Origin of the sequence: Butyricicoccus sp. AM78-15b2TA (assembly GCF_027665985.1) — a bacterium.
In the GTDB taxonomy this organism is placed as follows: domain Bacteria; phylum Bacillota; class Clostridia; order Oscillospirales; family Butyricicoccaceae; genus Agathobaculum; species Agathobaculum butyriciproducens.
Genome location: NZ_JAQEHY010000008.1, coordinates 17,282 through 35,566, shown reverse-complemented (window position 1 = coordinate 35,566; position 18,285 = coordinate 17,282). Strand labels below are relative to the sequence as shown.

Genomic DNA, 18,285 nt, shown 5'->3' with positions numbered 1-18,285 from the left:
GGGGGCAACTGCAATGGAACTGAATATCTGCCATCTTTACCCCGACATTCTCAATCTGTACGGTGACCGGGGCAACATTATCACGATGAAGCGCCGTCTGGAGAGCCGCGGCATCAGCGTCAATGTGGACGAGTGCTCGATCGGTCAGCCGCTCGATGTGGACAAGTACGACATTTTCTTCATCGGCGGCGGACAGGACTTCGAGCAGGAGGTGCTGCTGCGCGACCTCGCCTCCGGCAAGGGCAAGGACATCTGCACCGCCGTTGAGGAGGAGAAGGTGTTCCTCGCCATCTGCGGCGGCTACCAGATGCTCGGCCAGTATTACAAAACGTGGGACGGCGTGCAGCTCGACTTCATTGGCGCGATCAACGTGCACACCATCGGCGCGAAAGAGCGCATGATCGGCAACTACATGTACCGCACAACGCCCGAGAGCAGCGGCTCCATCGTGGTCGGCTTTGAGAACCACTCGGGCAAAACCTATCTCGGCGAGGACGTCGCGCCGCTCGGCATGATGATCAAGGGCTACGGCAACAACGGCGAGGATCAGACCGAGGGCGCACGCTACAACAATGTGTTCGCCACCTACTCGCACGGCTCCCTGCTGCCGAAGAATCCCGTGCTGTGCGACTTCATCCTGCAGACCGCGCTCGACCGCCGCTACGGCAAGACCGAGCCGCTCGTGCCGCTCAACGATACTCTTGAGCTGAACGCGCACAATTATATGGAGCAGCGATTGAGCAAGTAATTAGGAATTAGGAATGAGTAATTCCTAATTGACGCGGTGACGGAGATTTCCTGCACCGGCTTTGCGGGGTGCCCGAACCGCGTGAGCGGTTTGCAATTTCCGGGCGAGAACATTGCGGCGTCCGACGCGGGGACAAAGAGGAAGGACAACCTACGGTTTTCCTTCCTCTTTGAACTCCTACCTTTCCCTTAGAGGGCTTGGGTGCAGATGGTAGACTGCGTAAGCGTGGAAAAGGAGAACGGCAGAGGATTTTTTCTTCCGCGTGGTATAACACCTTTTCGCATTTCGGATAACGTACTGCTACACAAACCATTCACCTTGTGCCGCGCTTGCGTGGATTCACCCACATATGCAGCACAAAGGTATCTGACACTGCGTATAGGCAGAGAAATGGGCAGACACATTGGTCTGCCCCTACGCAAATGCAACCCCACTGTCGTTCCCCTTTGCTATGCTTACGCAGTTTACCATCTGCGTCCAAGCTATCCAAGGGCAAGAGGAAGATTCACAAAAAGGAGGAAACCGTTGGTTTCCTCCTTTTTGTGCGCCTGCGGCAATACTCTCCGCCCGGAAAGAGCGTACCGCTGCACGGTACGTGTGCACCGGAAAGCGAGTGCCGAGAAAAACCGCCGCCGGTCAGCCAACCCATTACGCAATTCCTAATTCCTGCTTAAAAGCCTTCTCGATGTACCATCTGATACAGCAGTGCATTGACGATGGACGCGGCTACATTCGAGCCGCCCTTGCGGCCTCGTGCGATGATATACGGCGTGTCCCCGCCGATGAACAGCTCCTTCGCCTCGACCACGTTGACAAATCCGACCGGCACACCGATGACGAGCGCAGGCGCAACAATGCCTTCCTCAATCAACTCATGCAGACGGATAAGCGCGGTCGGCGCATTGCCGATGGCGAAGAGGAGCGGGCCTTCAAAGTGGGCGGCGTGCTCCATCGAAACGACTGCCCGCGTGACACCGCGCGCCTTGGCCTCGCTTGCCACCTGCTCATCCGCCATCAGGCAGACCGCCTTTCCGCCGAGCTTTGCCAGCGTCGCCTTGCTCACCCCGGAGAGCGCCATATTGGTATCGGTAACCACCGTTGCCCCTGCCGCAAGCGCGGCTTTTGCCTTTTCGATCACGTCCGGCGAGAACGCGAGACTGTCCGCGTAGTCAAAATCCGCCGTGGTGTGAATCACGCGCTTGACTACCTCGGCGATGCCCGCCGGAAACGTGCGCTCGCCCAGCTCGGCGGTGATGATCTCAAACGACCGCTTTTCGATGTCCTGCGGCTTCATGTATCCGTTCAAAATTCAATTCCCTCCCGCGCAGCGATGCCCTTTTCAAACGGATGCCGCTGCATTTTCATTTCTGTAATGTAGTCCGCGTGTGCCTGCAGCGCTTCGGACGGACCCCGTCCGGTCAGTACGACCTCGAGCGTTTCCGGCTTGGTCTCAAGGAATTTTACGACCGTTTTCTCATCCAGAAAGCCGCACGAGATTGCCGCACAGACCTCATCCAGCACGAGCAGCCGCGCGTGCTCCCGCACGGCAAAGCCGGTTGCCGCATCGAAGGTGCGGGTGAGCGCGTCCGCTGTCTCCCGCTTTTCCGCCTCCGTCATGCGGAAGGAGAACTTGCCGACCGGATTTGCCGCCATAACGGTCACCTCGGGCAATTTCGCCAGCACGCGGCACTCACCCGAGGTACCATCCTTGAGAAACTGCGTGAACACGACCTTGTTTCCGCGGCCCGCGCAGCGCACCGCCAGACCGACCGACGCCGTAGTCTTGCCCTTGCCGTCGCCGCAGTAAATATGAATGAGTCCTGTCATGCTTTTCCCTCCATTATGCGGTAAATCCACTCCATATCGAGCGATTTTCGCACCGAATCCGCCAGTTTGTCATACTGCTGCTCCTTGTAGGCGTGCGTATCGAGCGCTTCGCCGGTCAGCGTCACACCCTTCTTTTTCGCCAGTGCCTGCGCCGTCCGCAGCGCCGCCTCCGGCGCATCGAACACGCCGTGCAGATAAGTGCCGAAGGCGTTTTCCGTCTGGCAGCCGTCCTCGATTTCGCCTTCCCTGCGAAGCAATCGAACGAGCGGCTTTGCACTCGCGTCGCGCACGGTTTCGCCCATGTGAATCTCGTAGCCCTCGACCGCCAGACCGCTCAAATCGGACAGCACGCCGTCAATCTCCAGCAGCGTGCCGCGCGTCTGCGTCGTGGTCTTGCTCGGGCGGAACACCGTGTCGATCGGCAGCAGCTTCATGCCGCGCAGACTGCCGCCGCCCTCGGTATTGTCCGGGTCGGACACCGTGCGTCCCATCATCTGGTAACCGCCGCAGATGCCGAAAACCGGTGTGCCTGCCGCGTGCGCCTTGAGAATCTGCGCCTCCATGCCGCTCTCGCGCAGCCAGCGCAGATCTGCCAGCGTGGACTTGGTGCCCGGCAGGATAATCAGGTCGGCTCCGGCAAGCTGTGCCGGTTTGTCCGCGTAGACAACGCCCACGCCGGATATACGAGAAAGTGCGGAAAAATCCGTGAAATTGGAAAGACGCGGCAGCTTTACCACCGCAATGTTCACCAGTGCAGGAGCAGCCTTTGCGTCCAGACGCTCGGACAGGCTGTCCTCATCGTCGATGTCAAAATGACCGTACGGCACCACGCCGATGACCGGCTTGCCGGTCAAATCCTCGAGCTGCGTCAGACCCGGCCGCAGAATCTCCACGTCACCGCGGAATTTGTTGATGATGAGACCGTGAATGCGCGCCTGCTCGTCCTCATCGAGCAGCTTGACCGTGCCGTACAGCGACGCGAACACGCCGCCGCGGTCTATATCACCGACCAGCAGAACGGGCGCATCCACCAGCTTCGCCAGACCCATATTTACAATATCATCCTGCTTGAGATTGATCTCCGCCGGACTGCCCGCACCCTCGATCACGATAATGTCATTCTCGGCGGCAAGGCTGTCAAATGCGTCCTTGATAATGGGCAAAAGCGCCTTTTTGTGCCCCCAATATTCGCGCGCGGTGCGGTTTCCCTGCGCCTCGCCCATGATGATGACCTGCGAGCCAACATCGCTTGTCGGCTTGAGCAAAATCGGGTTCATACGCACATCGGGCGCGATGCCCGCCGCCTCGGCCTGCACGACCTGCGCGCGGCCCATCTCCCTGCCGTCCGCCGTGATGAACGAGTTGAGCGCCATGTTCTGTGACTTGAACGGCGCAACGCGGTAGCCGTCCTGCCGGAAAATCCGGCACAGAGCCGCGCAGAGAAGGCTTTTGCCTGCATTCGAGCACGTTCCCTGTATCATGATTGTCTTTGCCATTTTACACCTCACATTGGGTATAATTAGTAATGATTTGCAGTAACCGCTCACTCGCTTCTCTCGTTTTTACGGCAACGCGATAGTATCCCGCCGAAAGTCCGCGATAATTATCGCAGTTTCGTATCATTATTCCGTGTTCAGCGAGTTTCTTGTGCAATCCGGTATCGTTTGAGCGGAACAGCAGGAAGTTGGCCTCGCCCGGAAAGACTTTCAGTCCGTGAGCTGATAGATTGTCGGATAAAAACCTGCGTTCCTCGGCAATGCGTTTGGCGGTTTCAGCGGCCCAGTCCGGCTCGTTTGCCGCCGCGACGGCGCACGCCTGCGCGATGACCGACACGTTCCACGGCTGTCCGGCATGGTATAATTTCTCAATCAGCGCCGCGTCCGCCGTCATGCACCAGCCGAAGCGCACACCGGGTACGGCGTACATTTTCGTGTACGCGCGCAGGATGATCAGACCGGGATTGGATTCCAGCAGGTCTTTCCGTGTGTGCTGCGCGGCGTCCTCCAGAAAGTCATTGAAACACTCATCCACAACCAGTTTTACGCCGTTTTCTGTACATTTCCGAACGATTTCCCGCAGAAGTTCCGGTTGGGCGGTTCGCCCGGTCGGATTGTTCGGGTTGCAGAGATAAACCGCATCCAAATCCGGTGAAATCTCGTCCAAAATGCGCTCCGTGAGCGCAAAACCGTCCGTTTCCCGCAGATTATGCACCCGAATCTCCGCACCTGAGAGCGTGCGCTCGTACTCCGCAAAGGTCGGTGCGGTGAGCAGCACCTTGCGCGGTTTCAGCACCGCCGCCAATCGGTCGAGCACATCCGCCGCACCGTTGCCGCAGTACAGAAAATCCGGATTGACGCCTTCTCTCGCACCAATCGCCTGCCGCGCGGCGCGGCAAAACGGGTCGGGATACTGCGTGCAGTTATCCACAGCCCTGTGCATGGCCGCGCGTACCGCGTCCGGTATGCCGAACGGATTGATGTTCGCGGACAGGTCGAGCGGCGCGAAGCCGTGGCGGTCGATGTAGGTTTGGATGTCGCCGCCGTGGACATAGATTGGCAATGTTGTCACCCTTTCAAATACGAATTTTCTCTCCCGCATAGCATCCTAACTTTTTACGATCAGGCGGATTGCACAGCACAGCACCAGCGCAAACACGCTTGCCGCCGTCATCAGATCGACCGCTGCGAGAATATCCGTGCGGTCTACACGGCGCATCGGATCACCGAAGGCGGCCTTTTTGACGACTTTGCCGAAGTAGCTGGCATCGCCGCCGAGCTGGATGTGCAGCGCGCCCGCGCACGCGGACTCGGTCTGACCGGCGTTCGGACTTTTGTGCTTATTGCGGTCTCGGCGGTAGATCCGCAGCGCATTTCGGTTATCGAGATGCAGCATTCCGGCACCGGCGATCATGCACAGCGCGGACAGTCTGGCAGGAATAAAGTTGAATAAATCATCCATTTTTGCCGAAAACTTGCCGAAATACTCGTACTTTTCGTTATGATAGCCGACCATGGAATCCAGCGTGTTGACCGCCTTGTACAGCATGCCGAGCGGCGCTCCGCCGATGAGCATGAACACGAGCGGCGAGACCACACCGTCCGTCAGGTTCTCAGCCACGGTCTCAACAGCGGCCTTGATAACGCCCTCCTCGGACAGCTCTGCGGTGTCGCGGCCAACGTACCACGCGATGGCCTTGCGGCCCTCCGCAAGCGACTGTTTGACCGCGCCGTAGACATGGTATCCCGCATCTGCAAGGCTTTTTCGTGCGAAAATCAGCCAACAGAGCAGCGTTTCGGCTGCAAATCCGAGCCAGAAGTTCACGCCGCGCAGCCAGCGCAGCACAAAAAACGGCACAGAAAAGCTCACGCCGCAGGTGATGAGCCACAGCAAAATTCCAGCGAATGTCAATGCCGCAGGCGTCGCGGGAAATATCCGCCGCAGCACTTTTTCGGTCGTTGAAATGAGTTTTCCGACCGCGCAGACCGGATGCGGCAATTTTTTCGGGTCGCCGAGCAGCCAATCGAGTGCGAAGCCGAGCAGCACGGCAAAGGTTATCGTCATGGTTTTTCTCCTTTGATGAATTGCGGCACGCCTGCAGTCACGCGCACGACTGCGTCTGCTTTCTGTGTTAAAGCACAGCACAGGCGACCAACCGTTTCACGCCAGTTTTCGTCCGCACGGTCGATGGGAACGATGCCGCAGCCGATCTCATCGCAGGTGATAACGTGTCCGCACAGCGTATCTGCGAGTGACAGCGGGTCTTTGTCTTCCTTCAGCATTTTTCGCACGATTTCGTGCAGATTTTCAATTCTCGGCAGGTCTGCATACAGGTTTTCGGCAACTTTTCGTTTCCCCTGATATGCGCCGCCAATGATGAGCACGGTCATAAAATCAGTCCTCCAATCGCTGCTGCCGCAAGCGTGATCAATTCCGACAGCGAGATGCAGAATCCCGCCAGGTCTCCGGTTACACCGCCGAACACGCGGCGGCTTATGTGCTCATGCACAGCATACCACGCAACGAGCACGATAACGAGCACTTTCGCCGCAGCAAGCGCGTGCGGCACGCGGTATATCCACAATCCGAGAAGCACCGCAAACAGAACGAATTCAGCAACTAACATGCGCGATACCGCGCGTTTATCGCTGTTTTCCGCAAAGATATGTGCAAGTCCGCTGTCTTTCGCGCACGGTGACGCAACCACCTTGTGGCCGCCCATTGCCCGTGCGAAAGCAAATCCTGTGCATGCCAGCGGAAGAAGCACAGGCCGGTCGTAAATCTGGGCAAAACACCCGACCTCGGCCAGCAGGAATGCCATCAGCCAGAGCGGCCCAAACGCGCCAACGTGCGGGTCCTTGAGGATGGCCAGCCGCTTTTCCCGGTCACCGAACGAGCACAGCGCGTCGCAGGTATCGCACAGGCCGTCCAGATGAATGCCGCCGGACACCGCCAGAGGAATCAGCGCTGCGATCACAGCGTAAAACACGCCTGCTGCGCCGAAATGCATGCAAAATGCGAACCAGAACCACTCTATCGCACCGATCAGCACACCGATGAGCGGCAGGAAGCCAAGTGCCCACCGCATGGTCTGTTTTTCCCAGTTCACCTGCGGAACAGGTATCGCAGAGTACATTGATAACGCGACCAAAAGTCCGCTGATTACACTTTTCACGGCTGTTTTCCCTCCTTTACCGGCAGTAAAATTCCGCATACCGATTCATATACCGCGTCTGCTTTCCCAGTTAATTTCTGGTGCAGTTCTCCCAAAATCCGAATATACTGCATGGTCTCCGGCGGATACGGCACGCCGTCCGCAAAGATTTCGTTGGAAACGATAACCAGCGTTTCACAGTATTTTTGCAGATTATCCACGCCTGCAACAATGCTGTCGAACGCCGATTCTGCGCCTGCGCCTTCCGGCGCAAACAGCTCGTTTGCCAGCAGATTGCCCAAATCCTCGAGCAAAATTCCGTCGTATCGCCGAGAGATCCTGAGATTCGCTAAATCAAGTGTTCTCTCCACCGTAGCAAAGCCCTTTCCCGCACGAAGCGCCCGATGCCGTGCAATCCGCGCCTCTGCAGACTTGCCGAACGGCTGCATGGTCGCCAGATATAATCGACTCTGTGCTTTTTCACACAACAGCCGTTCCGCGTGCTCCGACTTGCCCGAAGCCGCTCCGCCGGTCACTAAAATCAGCATTTTCGCTCCCCTTTCTTAATTAGACTTGCAATCCGCTCTGATTTTCGATACAATAACTTTATCCGAGTAAGTTGAGGTAAGGAAAAATGGAGTTGCATTACGATATCACCAAACAGGATTTTATTGATTTTAATTTGAATTATTACAACAATAATGCGATTGTTCAACGCAGCATTCGCACCATGAGAATCGCCACCGCGGCTATTGTCATTCTCGGCGGCAGTGCGCTCATGTACTGGCTGCATACGCTCACGCCGGTTTCCATCGCGGTTTACGTTGCGCTCGCTGCCGTCTGCTTCTGGGGCACACCGCGCTATATGCGTCATAAAATGATCAAAAATATCGAGAAAATCCTCAAGAACGCAAAGAATAAACAGCTTTGCGGACCGAAAACGCTCACGCTGCGTGAAAGCGAATTCGAGCTGTCCGGCGAGAACGAAGATACCGTTTACCAGTATTCGGCCGTTCAGCGCACCGCAACCGATGACAAGCATTATTATATTTTTGTTGATGAATTCTCCGCGGTCATCGTGCCGTTCTCAGCGTTTGAAAACGATGCGCAGAAGCAGGAGTTCTACAACAAAATCACCGCAAATATCGCGGATGAAGCTCTGAAATGCTAAAAATTTGAACCGTAAGCACCGAGTTAACGCTCGGTGCTTTTTGCTGCACGCAGTATTCCTGTAAAGAATGCGGGCAGATCGCATTTATCGGCGTTACACACAATATTTATATAAAAATTTGTGCTATCTGTCAGACAAACAACTACTTTTGCAGCTGATATGCCTCTATTCCAATGTCCGCGAAGCTCACCATTTCCCGATATGGCGCCAGTGCCAGGTCCAAAAGTGCCACGCCTGCCGCCGCGCCTGTCCCCTCCCCGAGATGCATGCCCGCCGTCAGGAACGGCCGCTTGCCGAGTGCATCGAGCAGCAGAACGCTCGCCGGTTCGTCCGATCTGTGCGCTGCGACCATAAAATGCACAGACTGCGGGCACAATCGCACCGCGAGAAGCGCCGCCGCACACGAAATCACGCCGTCCAGCACGACCGGAATGCGCTGCGCCGCCGCACCCAAATACAGACCGCACAGACCCGCGATATCCAAACCGCCAACCTTATGCAGCACGTCGATCGAGTCATTCGGGTCGGGTTTGTGAAGCGCCAGCGCCGCCTCGATTACCGCGATTTTTCGCTCCAGACCGGCCGTTGACAGACCCGCTCCGCGTCCTGTGACCGCCGCAGCCTCCGCGCCGGTGAGCGCCGCCGTAACTGCCGCACTCGTAGTCGTGTTTCCGATGCCCATTTCGCCGCCAATGAGCAGCGAATATCCCTTTTCGGCACACATTTCTGCCATTTTAATACCGATTTCGACCGCTTCGAGCGCCTCTTTCCGCGTCATGGCAGGCTCATGCGCAAGGTTTGCAGTTCCGCGCCGAACGGCAAATTGCAGCACTTTTTCGCTCTTTATTGGCTGTGCAACACCTATATCGACCGGAAATACGTCCATTCCGAGCTGTTTTGCCATCAGACACACGGTGGACTCGCCGCGGCCCATATTTTCCGCGACCATTGCTGTCACCTCCTGCCCGCACTGCGTCACGCCCTCGGCGACCACGCCGTTGTCCGCGCAGAAAACTACCGCCGCGCGTCTGGAAATATCAGGCACCGGCTGACCGAGAATACCTGCAAGCTGCACGATTGCGTCCTGCAGAAGCCCCAGTCCGCCGAGCGGCATGGCAATATTTGCAAAGCGGTTTTGCGCCGCCGTCATGCTTTTTTCATCTAGCGGCCGGATGGCAGAAATAGTCTGTTCAAGTGTCATTTTCCGCTCCTTTCTGCACATTTTCGGACAAAATTCGCTGCAATTTCAGTTTTCGCACGAAAATACAAATGCGGAAATCCCGCATAGAGCGTATCCGATGCAAAGCCGCAGTCCCACGCGCGCCCGTTTGGCTTGACCGCGCGAAAATCTGTGCCATTATCCACAGCCTGTGCATAATGAAACTCGTGCACAGGAAATTGTCCACCGGCTTCGCACAGCAGGTTATCGCTGTTTGCCGTGAGCATGACATAGCCGAACGGCTGCAGCCTGTGCGTCATGTGCGCCGAAGTCGGCAGCACGCCTGCCATTGCCACGCCGTCGAGCGACTGCAGCAGATAAAGAAATCCGCCGCATTCTGCAACTGTCGGCAAACCGTTTTGAATCGCTGTTTTGATAGAATCTCGCATGATTTCATTCTCTGAAAGCTGTTTTTCGTACAATTCCGGATAGCCGCCGCCAAGGTACAGACCGTCGATATGCTCCGGCAGCCGCTCGTCTGTGAGCGGCGAAAACGGCACAAGCTCTGCCCCCAGCTCGCGCAGCACATCGAAGTTATCCTCATAATAGAAGCAGAATGCGCGGTCCTTCGCTACCGCGATCCGCACCGGAAAATCGGTCACACGAGCGAGCGACATGTGCGTATCGGTCAGCGGTTTCGCCGTCTGTGCTAATGCACACAATGCGTGAAGGTCAATGCCCTCCTCTGCAGCATCCGCGAGCCGATCAATTTTTTCACGCAGGTCGGACAGCTCGTCCGCCGTCACCAGACCGAGGTGGCGGTCAGGTATTTCGGCCTCCGGAACCGGCGGCAAAAAGCCGAGCACAGGCAGCCCCGCTTTCTCTGCGATTTGTTTGTAAAACGAGTACATTCCTGCGGAAACGCCGTTTAGAATCACTCCTGCAAGCGTATTTTCCGCAAATGTGCGGAACCCGTGAATCTGTGCCGCAAGCGACAGCGACTGACCCTTAGGCCGCACGATCAGCACCGCAGGCGTGCCGGTTGCGCGGGCCAGATGCGCCGCCGAAGCCGTATCCGTTGTACCGGAAACGCCGTCGTAAAAGCCCATGACGCCCTCGATCACGCCGAAACCGTCCGGCCGGATATGCCGCGCAAGCTGACTGCGAATACCGGCCTCGTCCTCGAAAAAAAGGTCTAAATTGCGGCTCGGAACGCCCAAAACCGCCGTGTGGAACATCGGATCGATGTAGTCCGGACCGCACTTGAACGCGCTGAGTGTTACGCCGCGGCGCTGCAGCGCCCGCAGAATCGCGGTCGTGACCGTCGTCTTTCCGCAGCCGCTGCCGGTGCCCGCAAGCAGCAGTCTTGGTGCATTATTTTGTGTCATTTTCGGCCCTCCCGGACAGAATAAACACCGGATTGTTCGCAGTCAGCATGGTATACGCGCCGACCGGCTTGCCGCGTGTGGCCGCCAACTGCGTGACCTCGATGTCACTAAATCCCAATTCTTTCAAAGCCGTCTGCGCCGCAAACAACGTCTCGAGCGCAATCGCGTTCACGACCACGCGAACTTCCGGATTTTTCTTCTTAGCGAGTGCCAGAATCTCCCGCATTCTGCCGCCGCTCCCGCCGACGAACACGCAGTCCGGTGCCGGAAGGTCCTCCAGCGCCTCCGGCGCAAATCCTTCAACGATTTTTACATTATATCCGCCGAGTTTTGTGCGGTTTTCGCGCAAGAGCGCGACCGCTTCCGGCTTTCGCTCGATAGCATAAACCGTGCCGTCACCGGCCTTGCGCGCCAGCTCGAGCGTGACCGCACCGGTGCCCGCACCCACGTCCCAAACCGTGTCGGTCGGTCGGACAGTCAGGCGGTTGACCGACACCCACCGGACCTCTTCCTTGGTCATCGGCACCTTTCCGCGCGTGAGCATTTCATCTCGAATCGGTTCGTTTTTGTTCGCCGCACGCGGGTTTTCGAGCAGCAGAACCGCTAAATCCGAGCACGAAAGCTGCGCGATCTCCGCGGCTGTGCCGTGCACAATCCGCTCATTTTCCGCGCCGAGATTTTCCCCGAGATGAACGGGCAGCGCGCCCAATCCCGCGTCCATAAGGCTGCTGCAAACCGCCTGCGCGTTGTTTTCACCGCCGGTCAGCGCGAATGTTGCCGCATGGTAACTTACGGCACCGAGAATATTTCCTGTGCGACCATGCAGACTCTTAAAACACAGATTTTCGTAGGAAATGCCGCATTTCGCGCACATATACTGCATGCTTGACAATCCCGGCACGAGTGTTACCCCGCCGTATGGCAGGAGCCGCTCGCGCAGCTTTCCGGCCGCGCTGAAGAATCCTACGTCGCCGGAAACCAACAGCGCCGTGTGCCGGGCATTACCGGAAATTGCACGCTCAGCCAGCTCTGAGAACGCGCAGACCTCTGCCTTGGGCGACAGCGATGCGAGCCGTTTTGTGGCAAATACTTCCTCTGCGGCTGCAAGCGTGCGGACGGCTTCGCCGGTCAGCGTGTCCGCCGTGCCCATGCCTGCGCCGATGATGAAAAATTCCCGCTGCTGCTTTTCGTTCCGTAAACCGAGCAATTTCGTCAAAAATGCCTGCATCTGCGCCTGATTTTTGCCGTTTTCCATACGCGGACGCGCAATGACCAGTACCTTTGCACCGACCTCCTCGGCTGCCGCGACCTTCTCCGCAAAGCCGCCGGACACGCCGGTATCCTTGGTCACGAGGATTTTTGCGCCGGTCTCGCGCAGCAGCGCCGCGTTCATCGCCTGCGAAAACGGACCTTGCATGGCGATGATGTGCGCGCCCGAGAAGCCGAGTGCAGCGCACTTTTCAAGCACCGACGCGGTCGGCAGCACGCGCGGGAACAGGCGCGTTTGGAAGTCCTGCACCGCCGTATACGCTTCCAGTTCTTTACTTCCTGTGGTGAGCAGGACCGCGCCCACGTGCGCGTTCAGCCAGTCCACTGCGGCGGCTGTGTCCAGCACGATTTCGCAGTTCTGATAAGGCAGGGCAGGCCGCAGCAGACGCTCGTAGCGTGCGCCCGATTTCGCGCAGGCCGCCCGCAGATTGTCGGTCACAGCCGCTGCATACGGATGCGTTGCGTCGATGAGCAGCGTATCCGAGGTCAATCGCTTTTCCATCTCCCGCTCATCCAAGCGGCCCTCGTGTACCGTGATTCCGGCCATCGGCTCCATCACCGCCGCACCATACTCTGTGGCAACGAAAACATCTGCCTGCACGCTGTTTTTCGACAAAAACCGGCACAAATCGTGTCCTTCTGTCGTACCGGAGAAAATCATCAGCTTCATACGCCGCGATACCCCCTCGGCGTGACCATACGACCGTCCATCACGCGCGTGCGGCTGTTTCCGACAAACACGGTGGTCAGCATATCGACCTGTGTATCACGCAGCTCACCGAGCGTTGTAAGCGTGCAGCTTTCGCCTTCTCGGCCAATGCTGCGCACCAGACCGCAGATGGTTTCCGGCGATACAATCTCCAGCAGAATATCGCAGGCACGGTGCAGATGGTCGGTGCGTTTTTTGCTCGACGGATTGTACAGCGCGATGCAGAAATCGCCGGCCGCCGCGCCGCGCAGACGCTGCTCGATCTTGTCCCACGGCGTGAGCAGGTCGGACAGGCTGATGCACGCAAAGTCACACGTCAGCGGCGAGCCGAGCACGGCGCCGCCCGAGCAGGCCGCCGTGATGCCCGGAATGACCTCGACCTCAAGGTTCGGCTCGTGCTCGCAAAGCTCGAGCAGCAGGCCGGCCATGCCGTACACACCGGCGTCTCCCGAGGACACGACCGCGACCGTTTTGCCCTGTTTTGCCGCCTCAACCGCCGCTTTGCAGCGCAAAACCTCGCGCGTCATGCTGGATTCGATGCGTTCCTTGCCCGAAATGAGGTTCTCGATCAAATCGAGGTACAGACCGTAGCCTGCCACACAGTCACATTTTTCCAGAGCACGCACCGCGCGCAGCGTCATCTGCTCCTCGCCGCCCGGCCCGATGCCGATGCAATACAGCTTCATGCTTCACCCTCCTGTTCTTCAAACGTCACGCGCCAGTCCGGCACGGCGATAGCCGCCGTCACGCCGTTCTGCGCGAATTTGTGCAGTATAAGTGTGCCGTTCTGTGCTGCGCACACAGCTGCGCGTTCGCACACATTATCTACGCCGACGGTCTGCTGCACGAACGCGGACGGTGCAAATTCACCCTTGGCATTCTGCAGCTCCTCCGCCGTAAAGGTGCGGAACGGCAGTCCGTGTTTTTCGCAAAACAGCAGCAAACCCGGCTCATTCTGCTTGATATCAATGCTCGCCGCGCCGCAGATCGCCTGCCAGGGCAGTTTTGCCGATGCAAGCGCCGCCTGAACTGTCTGATCGATGGCATCCGCGCTCGTGCCCTTGCGGCAGCCAATGCCGAGATACGCGATCCGCGGCACGAGATGCAGCGTGTGTGCAAACGGCTGTGCGTCTGTGCGGAATCCAATCGTGAACCCGCTTTCCGCGTCTTTTTTAAGGTCAATATGGGCGGGCAGCAGCCCGTCTACCGGAAAATCCGAGCGAACGCCCACGGTTTCACCCCTGAGCAGCGCACCGGATACATATTTAATATGTTCCGGCTCCAGAACTGCACAGCTGTGTGCTTTTGCCCAGGTGTCCACGGCGAACACCTGCCGACCGTCGGTCGCGGTGGTGAGCACCGGCACAGCCTGCAGACCTTGCGCAAGTATTTCTGCAATCTTGTTGGCACCGCCCAGATGTCCGGACAGGAGTGGAATCACGAACTTTCCCTGCTCGTCAATGACGATTACCGCCGGATCATAGGCTTTTCCCATCAAATACGGCGCCACTGCGCGTACCGCGATTCCGGTCGCGCCCACGAACACGATCAGGTCACAATCGACCATCGCCTGCTGCGCAAAGCGCTTCAGGCTCGTGCCCGAGAGCGACGCATCCACCGTCCGCGCGTACCGCTCACACCGGAAATCCGGCAGGAGTTTTACCGCCTTTTGCACAGTCTGTGCGCCGCACAGGGTAAAGGATACAAATTTTGCGTGCTTCATCGGCTTGCCTCACGAAATTCGGTCGTAAAGGTCGGGTCGTACAGCTTGGAGCGCTCGTACTCGGTGCCGAGGAACCCGCCCACCGTGATGAGCGCGGTCTTGGTGATGCCCTCCCGCGCACCGGCCACGGCGAGTTCGCCGACCGTTGTCCGCACGACCTTTTCGTCCGGCCAGGTGGCCTTGTACACGATAGCCGCAGGCGTGTCCGGCGCGTAGCCGCCCGCGATCAGCCGCTCGGACAGGCGCGGCAGCTGACCTGCCGACAGGAAGATGACCATGGTGGCTCCGTGTGCCGCGAACGCCTCGATCTGCTCCTTTTCGGGCACGGGCGTGCGGCCCTCCATGCGCGTCAGGATGACCGACTGGCTCACGTTCGGCAGTGTGTACTCAGCTTTGAGTGCCGCTGCCGCGCCGCAGAACGAAGACACGCCCGGACAGACCTCATACGCCAGACCGAGCCTGTCCAGCTCGTCCATCTGCTCTCTATGCGCACCGTACACGCACGGGTCGCCGGTGTGCAGACGCACGACCGTTTTGCCCGCTTTCGCGGCAGGCGCCATCACGGCGATGACCTCCTCGAGCGTCATCTTCGCGCTGTTGTATACCTCGCATCCGTCCTTTTTGTAGTCCAAAAGCGCCGGATTGACCAGCGAACCGGCGTAAACGATCACATCTGCCTCGCTCAGCAGACGTGCGCCGCGTACCGTGATCAGGTCGGGCGCACCCGAGCCTGCACCCACAAAATAGATCATTCGCTTTGCTCCTTTACCAATATAATAGAGAAATAGCCGCTCGGCTGTTCAAGCGCATCTAAATCTTCGATCAGCCGCTGACCGTCCATGCCAACGCGTTCGATCAGCACCGCGCTGCCGAGTTCGCCGCGCTGCCGGAGCAGTTCGCGCACCTCCAATACACTCTTTCCGGTCTTCATCAGCACCCTGCTGCCGGAGAGAGAAAGTCCCTCCTCTGCCCTGCCGTGCGTGACCGGAATGACGTGCAGCATTTCCCCGTCCTCGCACAGGGCGCGGCCCATGGCGGCAGCTGCGGCACAGAAGGACGGCACGCCGGGCACCAGCTCGGCAGCATAGCCGCGAGCGGCCACGCGCCTGTGTACATACCAGTAGGTAGAATACACCGTCGGGTCACCGAGTGTGAGAAACACCACGGTTTTGCCCTCGTCGAGCAGCGCACAGAGCGCGTCTGCCGCCGCGTCGTGGCTGGCGTTCCGCACCTGCTTGTCGTGCGTCATCGGCATATCGAACAGCAGGATCGTCTTGTCCTGCCCGATGTACGGCGAAGCAATATCCAGTGCGGTCTGTCTGCCGTCGGCGGACTTCGGTGCGGCGATGGCATCGCACTCGCGCAGCAGCCGAATCGCCTTGGCGGTCAGCAGCTCCGGATCACCCGGACCGACACCGACTCCATATAAAATACCCTTCATTGCAGTTTCAACCTCTCACAGAGTGCGCGCGCGCCCGCCGACTCGGCCAGCACGCCGTATTTTCCCGTAAACATGATAAATTCCACGCGTGCCTGCCCCTTCATGCGCAGGGCGATACGGTTTTCCATTTCCCTGCCGATGCGCGACAGGACGGACCGGCGCAGATTCACCTCGTCCAGCAGCTCCACGCACGCGTCCACCGAGATGGCGGCCATCAGTCCTTCGAGTGTCTCGCGCGGTGCGCCGCACAGTGCCGCATGCGCGGTGAAAATCTCCTGCCGTGCGTCTGCAACCGACGAATGTGTGTTCATCACGCCTGCGGCCATCTTGACCAGCTTTCCGGCGTGCCCGACGAGCAGAATCTCCGGATAGCCGCGGTACGCTGCGTGGTCGAACGCCTCACCGATGAAGTTGGAGCACTTGACCGCGCGTTCGAGGTCAAGGCCGAGCGTGTCCCGCGCGAAATCCGCGCCGTAGTTGCCCGGACACAGGAACGCAATGCGCTGTCCCTGCGCGTACAGGCTGTCCAGCTCCAATCGGATGGTGTCCACAAGCGCTTTTTCGCTCATCGGCTCAACGATGCCGCTCGTGCCGAGAATCGAGATGCCGCCGACGATGCCGAGGTGGCCATTGTAGGTCTGGGCGGCAAGTGCCTCGCCGTCCTCCACCGAAATGGTGACAGAAAAGCCGCCGCCGTATCCGTTCTGTTCCGCGGCTCGGTGCACCGCGTCCGTGATCTGCTGCCGCGGACCGGGATTGATCGCCGCTTCTCCGACCGGCATCGCCAGTCCCGGGCGGGTGATCCGACCGACGCCGGCGCCGCCCTCTATGGCAACGCCCTTTTCGATTCGGCGCACGGAAGCCGTGATGCGGACCCCGTTTGTAATGTCCGGGTCGTCGCCCGCGTCCTTGCGGACGGTGCAGACAGCCGCGCTCCCGCTCCTGGGTGCGTTCTCGACCGGCAGGCGGAAGGTGATGCCGCCCGGCGTGTGCAGATGAATCTCCGGCGGCGCGATTCCGGTCAGCAGCAGCACAGCCGCCGCCTGCGAGGCCGCCGCCGCGCACGAGCCGGTTGTCCAGCCGCGGCGAAGCGCTTTGCCGCCGCGGCTGGTGATGAGTTTTTCGTCCGGCATGCGGTGCACCTCCCTGTGAAATGTAATCCAATTTATTATAGCATACGCAGGCTTTTATTTGAAGTGCAAACGCGGGATGTCTTTTCTCTGCACCGGTTGAGCGGGCGCACACGAACCGTGCAGGCGGTTCGCCCCTAACGGGCGGCAGTTTTTTCAGCACCGGCTGAGCGGGGTGCGCGAACTGCGTCAGCGGGTTCGCCCTATCCGGGCGGCAGCCTGTTTCTCTGCACCGGCTGAGCGGGGTACTCGAACTGCCGCAGGCGTGTTCGCCCCTAACGGGCGGAGAGTTTTTCGCTGAACCTCAGCGGGGGGATTCGCCGTCTGCGGACGGCGGGGACGTTGCGGCGCCCGCCGCGGGGGCAAAAAGGGTAGACACCTACGGTTTCTACCCTCTTTGAACACCCGTTTCCCTTGTTGGGATAGCTTGGGTGCAGACGGTAGACTGCGTAAGCAGGAAAAGGACGCGACAGTCGGGTTACCTCAGCGTGTCTTTCTCCGCCTTTTCGCAGTTCACAGATAGATTACTGCTACACAGACGGTTTACTCTACGCAGGCGCGGCATAGCAGTGCCGCGCAAATCCTTGGCACGTTATAACGCACGGCACCTGCGAGGATAAATTGCACCGAACGCCTAATCCGTAGGTGCTGTCCGCAAACTCCAGACTTACGAGTTGCGCGGCACGGGTATGCCGCGCCTGCTGGAAGTAGCCGACCTGTGTAGCAGTAATGTATCTGACACTGCGAACAGGTTGCTCAAGAGGACGGACTCCGAAGGTAGTTCGTCCGCAGCAGAGAAAAAATCCTCTGCCGTTCCCCTATTTCGCAACGGTCACATGTCGGCAATCTGCGCCAGGCCCTCCAAGGGAAAGGGGTGAAAATCAGAGGGTGGAAACCGCAGGTGTCTACCCTCTTGTGCGCCCGCGCGGCGTCAGCGCACTCCCCGCTGAGGTTCAGCGAAAACCTCCCCGCCCGTTAGGGGCGAACACGCCTGCGGCAGTTCGTGCCCCCCGCTCAGCCGGTGCAGAGAAACAGGCTGCCGCCCAGAAAGGGCGAACACGCTCACGCA

At 58.8% G+C, this 18,285-nt stretch carries 18 protein-coding genes; 2 read left to right on the top strand and 16 right to left on the bottom strand.

The genetic code is table 11. From position 1 onward, the window contains the following. The first annotated feature begins 13 nt into the window (after positions 1-13). Positions 14-748, top strand: coding sequence for a type 1 glutamine amidotransferase (locus tag PGS25_RS09040; RefSeq protein WP_117488874.1), 735 nt, complete (start codon positions 14-16; stop codon positions 746-748). Between the two features lie 670 nt (positions 749-1,418). Here the strand turns inward: PGS25_RS09040 and PGS25_RS09035 are convergent. From PGS25_RS09035 to PGS25_RS09000, 8 genes are read right to left on the bottom strand one after another with little or no spacing between them, the layout of a single operon-like run. Continuing rightward, complete coding sequence (locus PGS25_RS09035) at positions 1,419-2,042, bottom strand: precorrin-8X methylmutase (RefSeq protein ID WP_270418441.1); 624 nt, start codon at positions 2,040-2,042, stop codon at positions 1,419-1,421. 8 nt (positions 2,043-2,050) lie between these two features. Continuing rightward, the gene (locus PGS25_RS09030; RefSeq protein ID WP_270418363.1) at positions 2,051-2,575 is read right to left on the bottom strand and encodes a cob(I)yrinic acid a,c-diamide adenosyltransferase; all 525 of its coding nucleotides are present in this window, start codon (positions 2,573-2,575) and stop codon (positions 2,051-2,053) included. After that, positions 2,572-4,071 carry a cobyric acid synthase gene (locus tag PGS25_RS09025; protein WP_270418362.1) on the bottom strand — a complete coding sequence of 500 codons (1,500 nt, stop codon included), beginning with the start codon at positions 4,069-4,071 and terminating at the stop codon, positions 2,572-2,574. The genes PGS25_RS09030 and PGS25_RS09025 overlap by 4 nt, the downstream gene beginning before the upstream one ends. A 1-nt stretch (position 4,072) precedes the next feature. Further along, complete coding sequence (gene cobD, locus PGS25_RS09020) at positions 4,073-5,173, bottom strand: threonine-phosphate decarboxylase CobD (protein WP_270418360.1); 1,101 nt, start codon at positions 5,171-5,173, stop codon at positions 4,073-4,075. A gap of 6 nt (positions 5,174-5,179) precedes the next feature. Beyond that, complete coding sequence (gene cbiB / locus PGS25_RS09015) at positions 5,180-6,136, bottom strand: adenosylcobinamide-phosphate synthase CbiB (protein ID WP_270418359.1); 957 nt, start codon at positions 6,134-6,136, stop codon at positions 5,180-5,182. After that, positions 6,133-6,462, bottom strand: a complete 330-nt coding sequence (locus PGS25_RS09010) for a bifunctional adenosylcobinamide kinase/adenosylcobinamide-phosphate guanylyltransferase (RefSeq protein WP_270418357.1) — start codon at positions 6,460-6,462, stop codon at positions 6,133-6,135. The genes cbiB and PGS25_RS09010 overlap by 4 nt, the downstream gene beginning before the upstream one ends. Beyond that, positions 6,459-7,247 (bottom strand): adenosylcobinamide-GDP ribazoletransferase, encoded by a 789-nt coding sequence (locus PGS25_RS09005; protein WP_270418356.1) that lies wholly within the window; start codon positions 7,245-7,247, stop codon positions 6,459-6,461. The genes PGS25_RS09010 and PGS25_RS09005 overlap by 4 nt, the downstream gene beginning before the upstream one ends. Further along, positions 7,244-7,774: a bifunctional adenosylcobinamide kinase/adenosylcobinamide-phosphate guanylyltransferase gene (locus PGS25_RS09000; RefSeq protein ID WP_270418354.1), complete on the bottom strand. Its 531-nt coding sequence runs from the start codon at positions 7,772-7,774 to the stop codon at positions 7,244-7,246. The genes PGS25_RS09005 and PGS25_RS09000 overlap by 4 nt, the downstream gene beginning before the upstream one ends. A gap of 182 nt (positions 7,775-7,956) precedes the next feature. Here PGS25_RS09000 and PGS25_RS08995 point away from each other — a divergent pair, with 182 nt between their 5' ends. Further along, positions 7,957-8,397: a YcxB family protein gene (locus PGS25_RS08995; RefSeq protein ID WP_158578261.1), complete on the top strand. Its 441-nt coding sequence runs from the start codon at positions 7,957-7,959 to the stop codon at positions 8,395-8,397. Positions 8,398-8,539: 142 nt separating this feature from the next. On the opposite strand, the gene cobT is transcribed toward PGS25_RS08995, so the two are convergent. Genes cobT through cbiD form a run of 8 tightly spaced genes read right to left on the bottom strand, consistent with a single transcriptional unit; the run spans position 8,540 to position 17,219 of the window. Continuing rightward, complete coding sequence (gene cobT / locus PGS25_RS08990; RefSeq protein ID WP_270418353.1) at positions 8,540-9,598, bottom strand: nicotinate-nucleotide--dimethylbenzimidazole phosphoribosyltransferase; 1,059 nt, start codon at positions 9,596-9,598, stop codon at positions 8,540-8,542. Beyond that, complete coding sequence (locus PGS25_RS08985; RefSeq protein ID WP_270418350.1) at positions 9,595-10,944, bottom strand: cobyrinate a,c-diamide synthase; 1,350 nt, start codon at positions 10,942-10,944, stop codon at positions 9,595-9,597. Before PGS25_RS08985 ends, cobT begins: the two co-directional genes overlap by 4 nt. Next, positions 10,931-12,883, bottom strand: a complete 1,953-nt coding sequence (gene cobK / locus PGS25_RS08980) for a precorrin-6A reductase (RefSeq protein WP_270418349.1) — start codon at positions 12,881-12,883, stop codon at positions 10,931-10,933. Before cobK ends, PGS25_RS08985 begins: the two co-directional genes overlap by 14 nt. After that, positions 12,880-13,608 carry a precorrin-3B C(17)-methyltransferase gene (cobJ, locus tag PGS25_RS08975; protein ID WP_270418348.1) on the bottom strand — a complete coding sequence of 243 codons (729 nt, stop codon included), beginning with the start codon at positions 13,606-13,608 and terminating at the stop codon, positions 12,880-12,882. Before cobJ ends, cobK begins: the two co-directional genes overlap by 4 nt. After that, complete coding sequence (locus tag PGS25_RS08970; RefSeq protein ID WP_270418347.1) at positions 13,605-14,645, bottom strand: cobalt-precorrin 5A hydrolase; 1,041 nt, start codon at positions 14,643-14,645, stop codon at positions 13,605-13,607. Before PGS25_RS08970 ends, cobJ begins: the two co-directional genes overlap by 4 nt. Next, complete coding sequence (gene cobM, locus PGS25_RS08965) at positions 14,642-15,397, bottom strand: precorrin-4 C(11)-methyltransferase (RefSeq protein WP_270418346.1); 756 nt, start codon at positions 15,395-15,397, stop codon at positions 14,642-14,644. The genes PGS25_RS08970 and cobM overlap by 4 nt, the downstream gene beginning before the upstream one ends. Beyond that, complete coding sequence (gene cobI, locus PGS25_RS08960) at positions 15,394-16,086, bottom strand: precorrin-2 C(20)-methyltransferase (protein ID WP_270418345.1); 693 nt, start codon at positions 16,084-16,086, stop codon at positions 15,394-15,396. Before cobI ends, cobM begins: the two co-directional genes overlap by 4 nt. Continuing rightward, a complete protein-coding gene (gene cbiD, locus PGS25_RS08955) occupies positions 16,083-17,219 on the bottom strand; it encodes a cobalt-precorrin-5B (C(1))-methyltransferase CbiD (protein ID WP_270418344.1) in 1,137 nt (378 codons plus the stop codon). The genes cobI and cbiD overlap by 4 nt, the downstream gene beginning before the upstream one ends. Between the last annotated feature and the right edge of the window lie 1,066 nt (positions 17,220-18,285).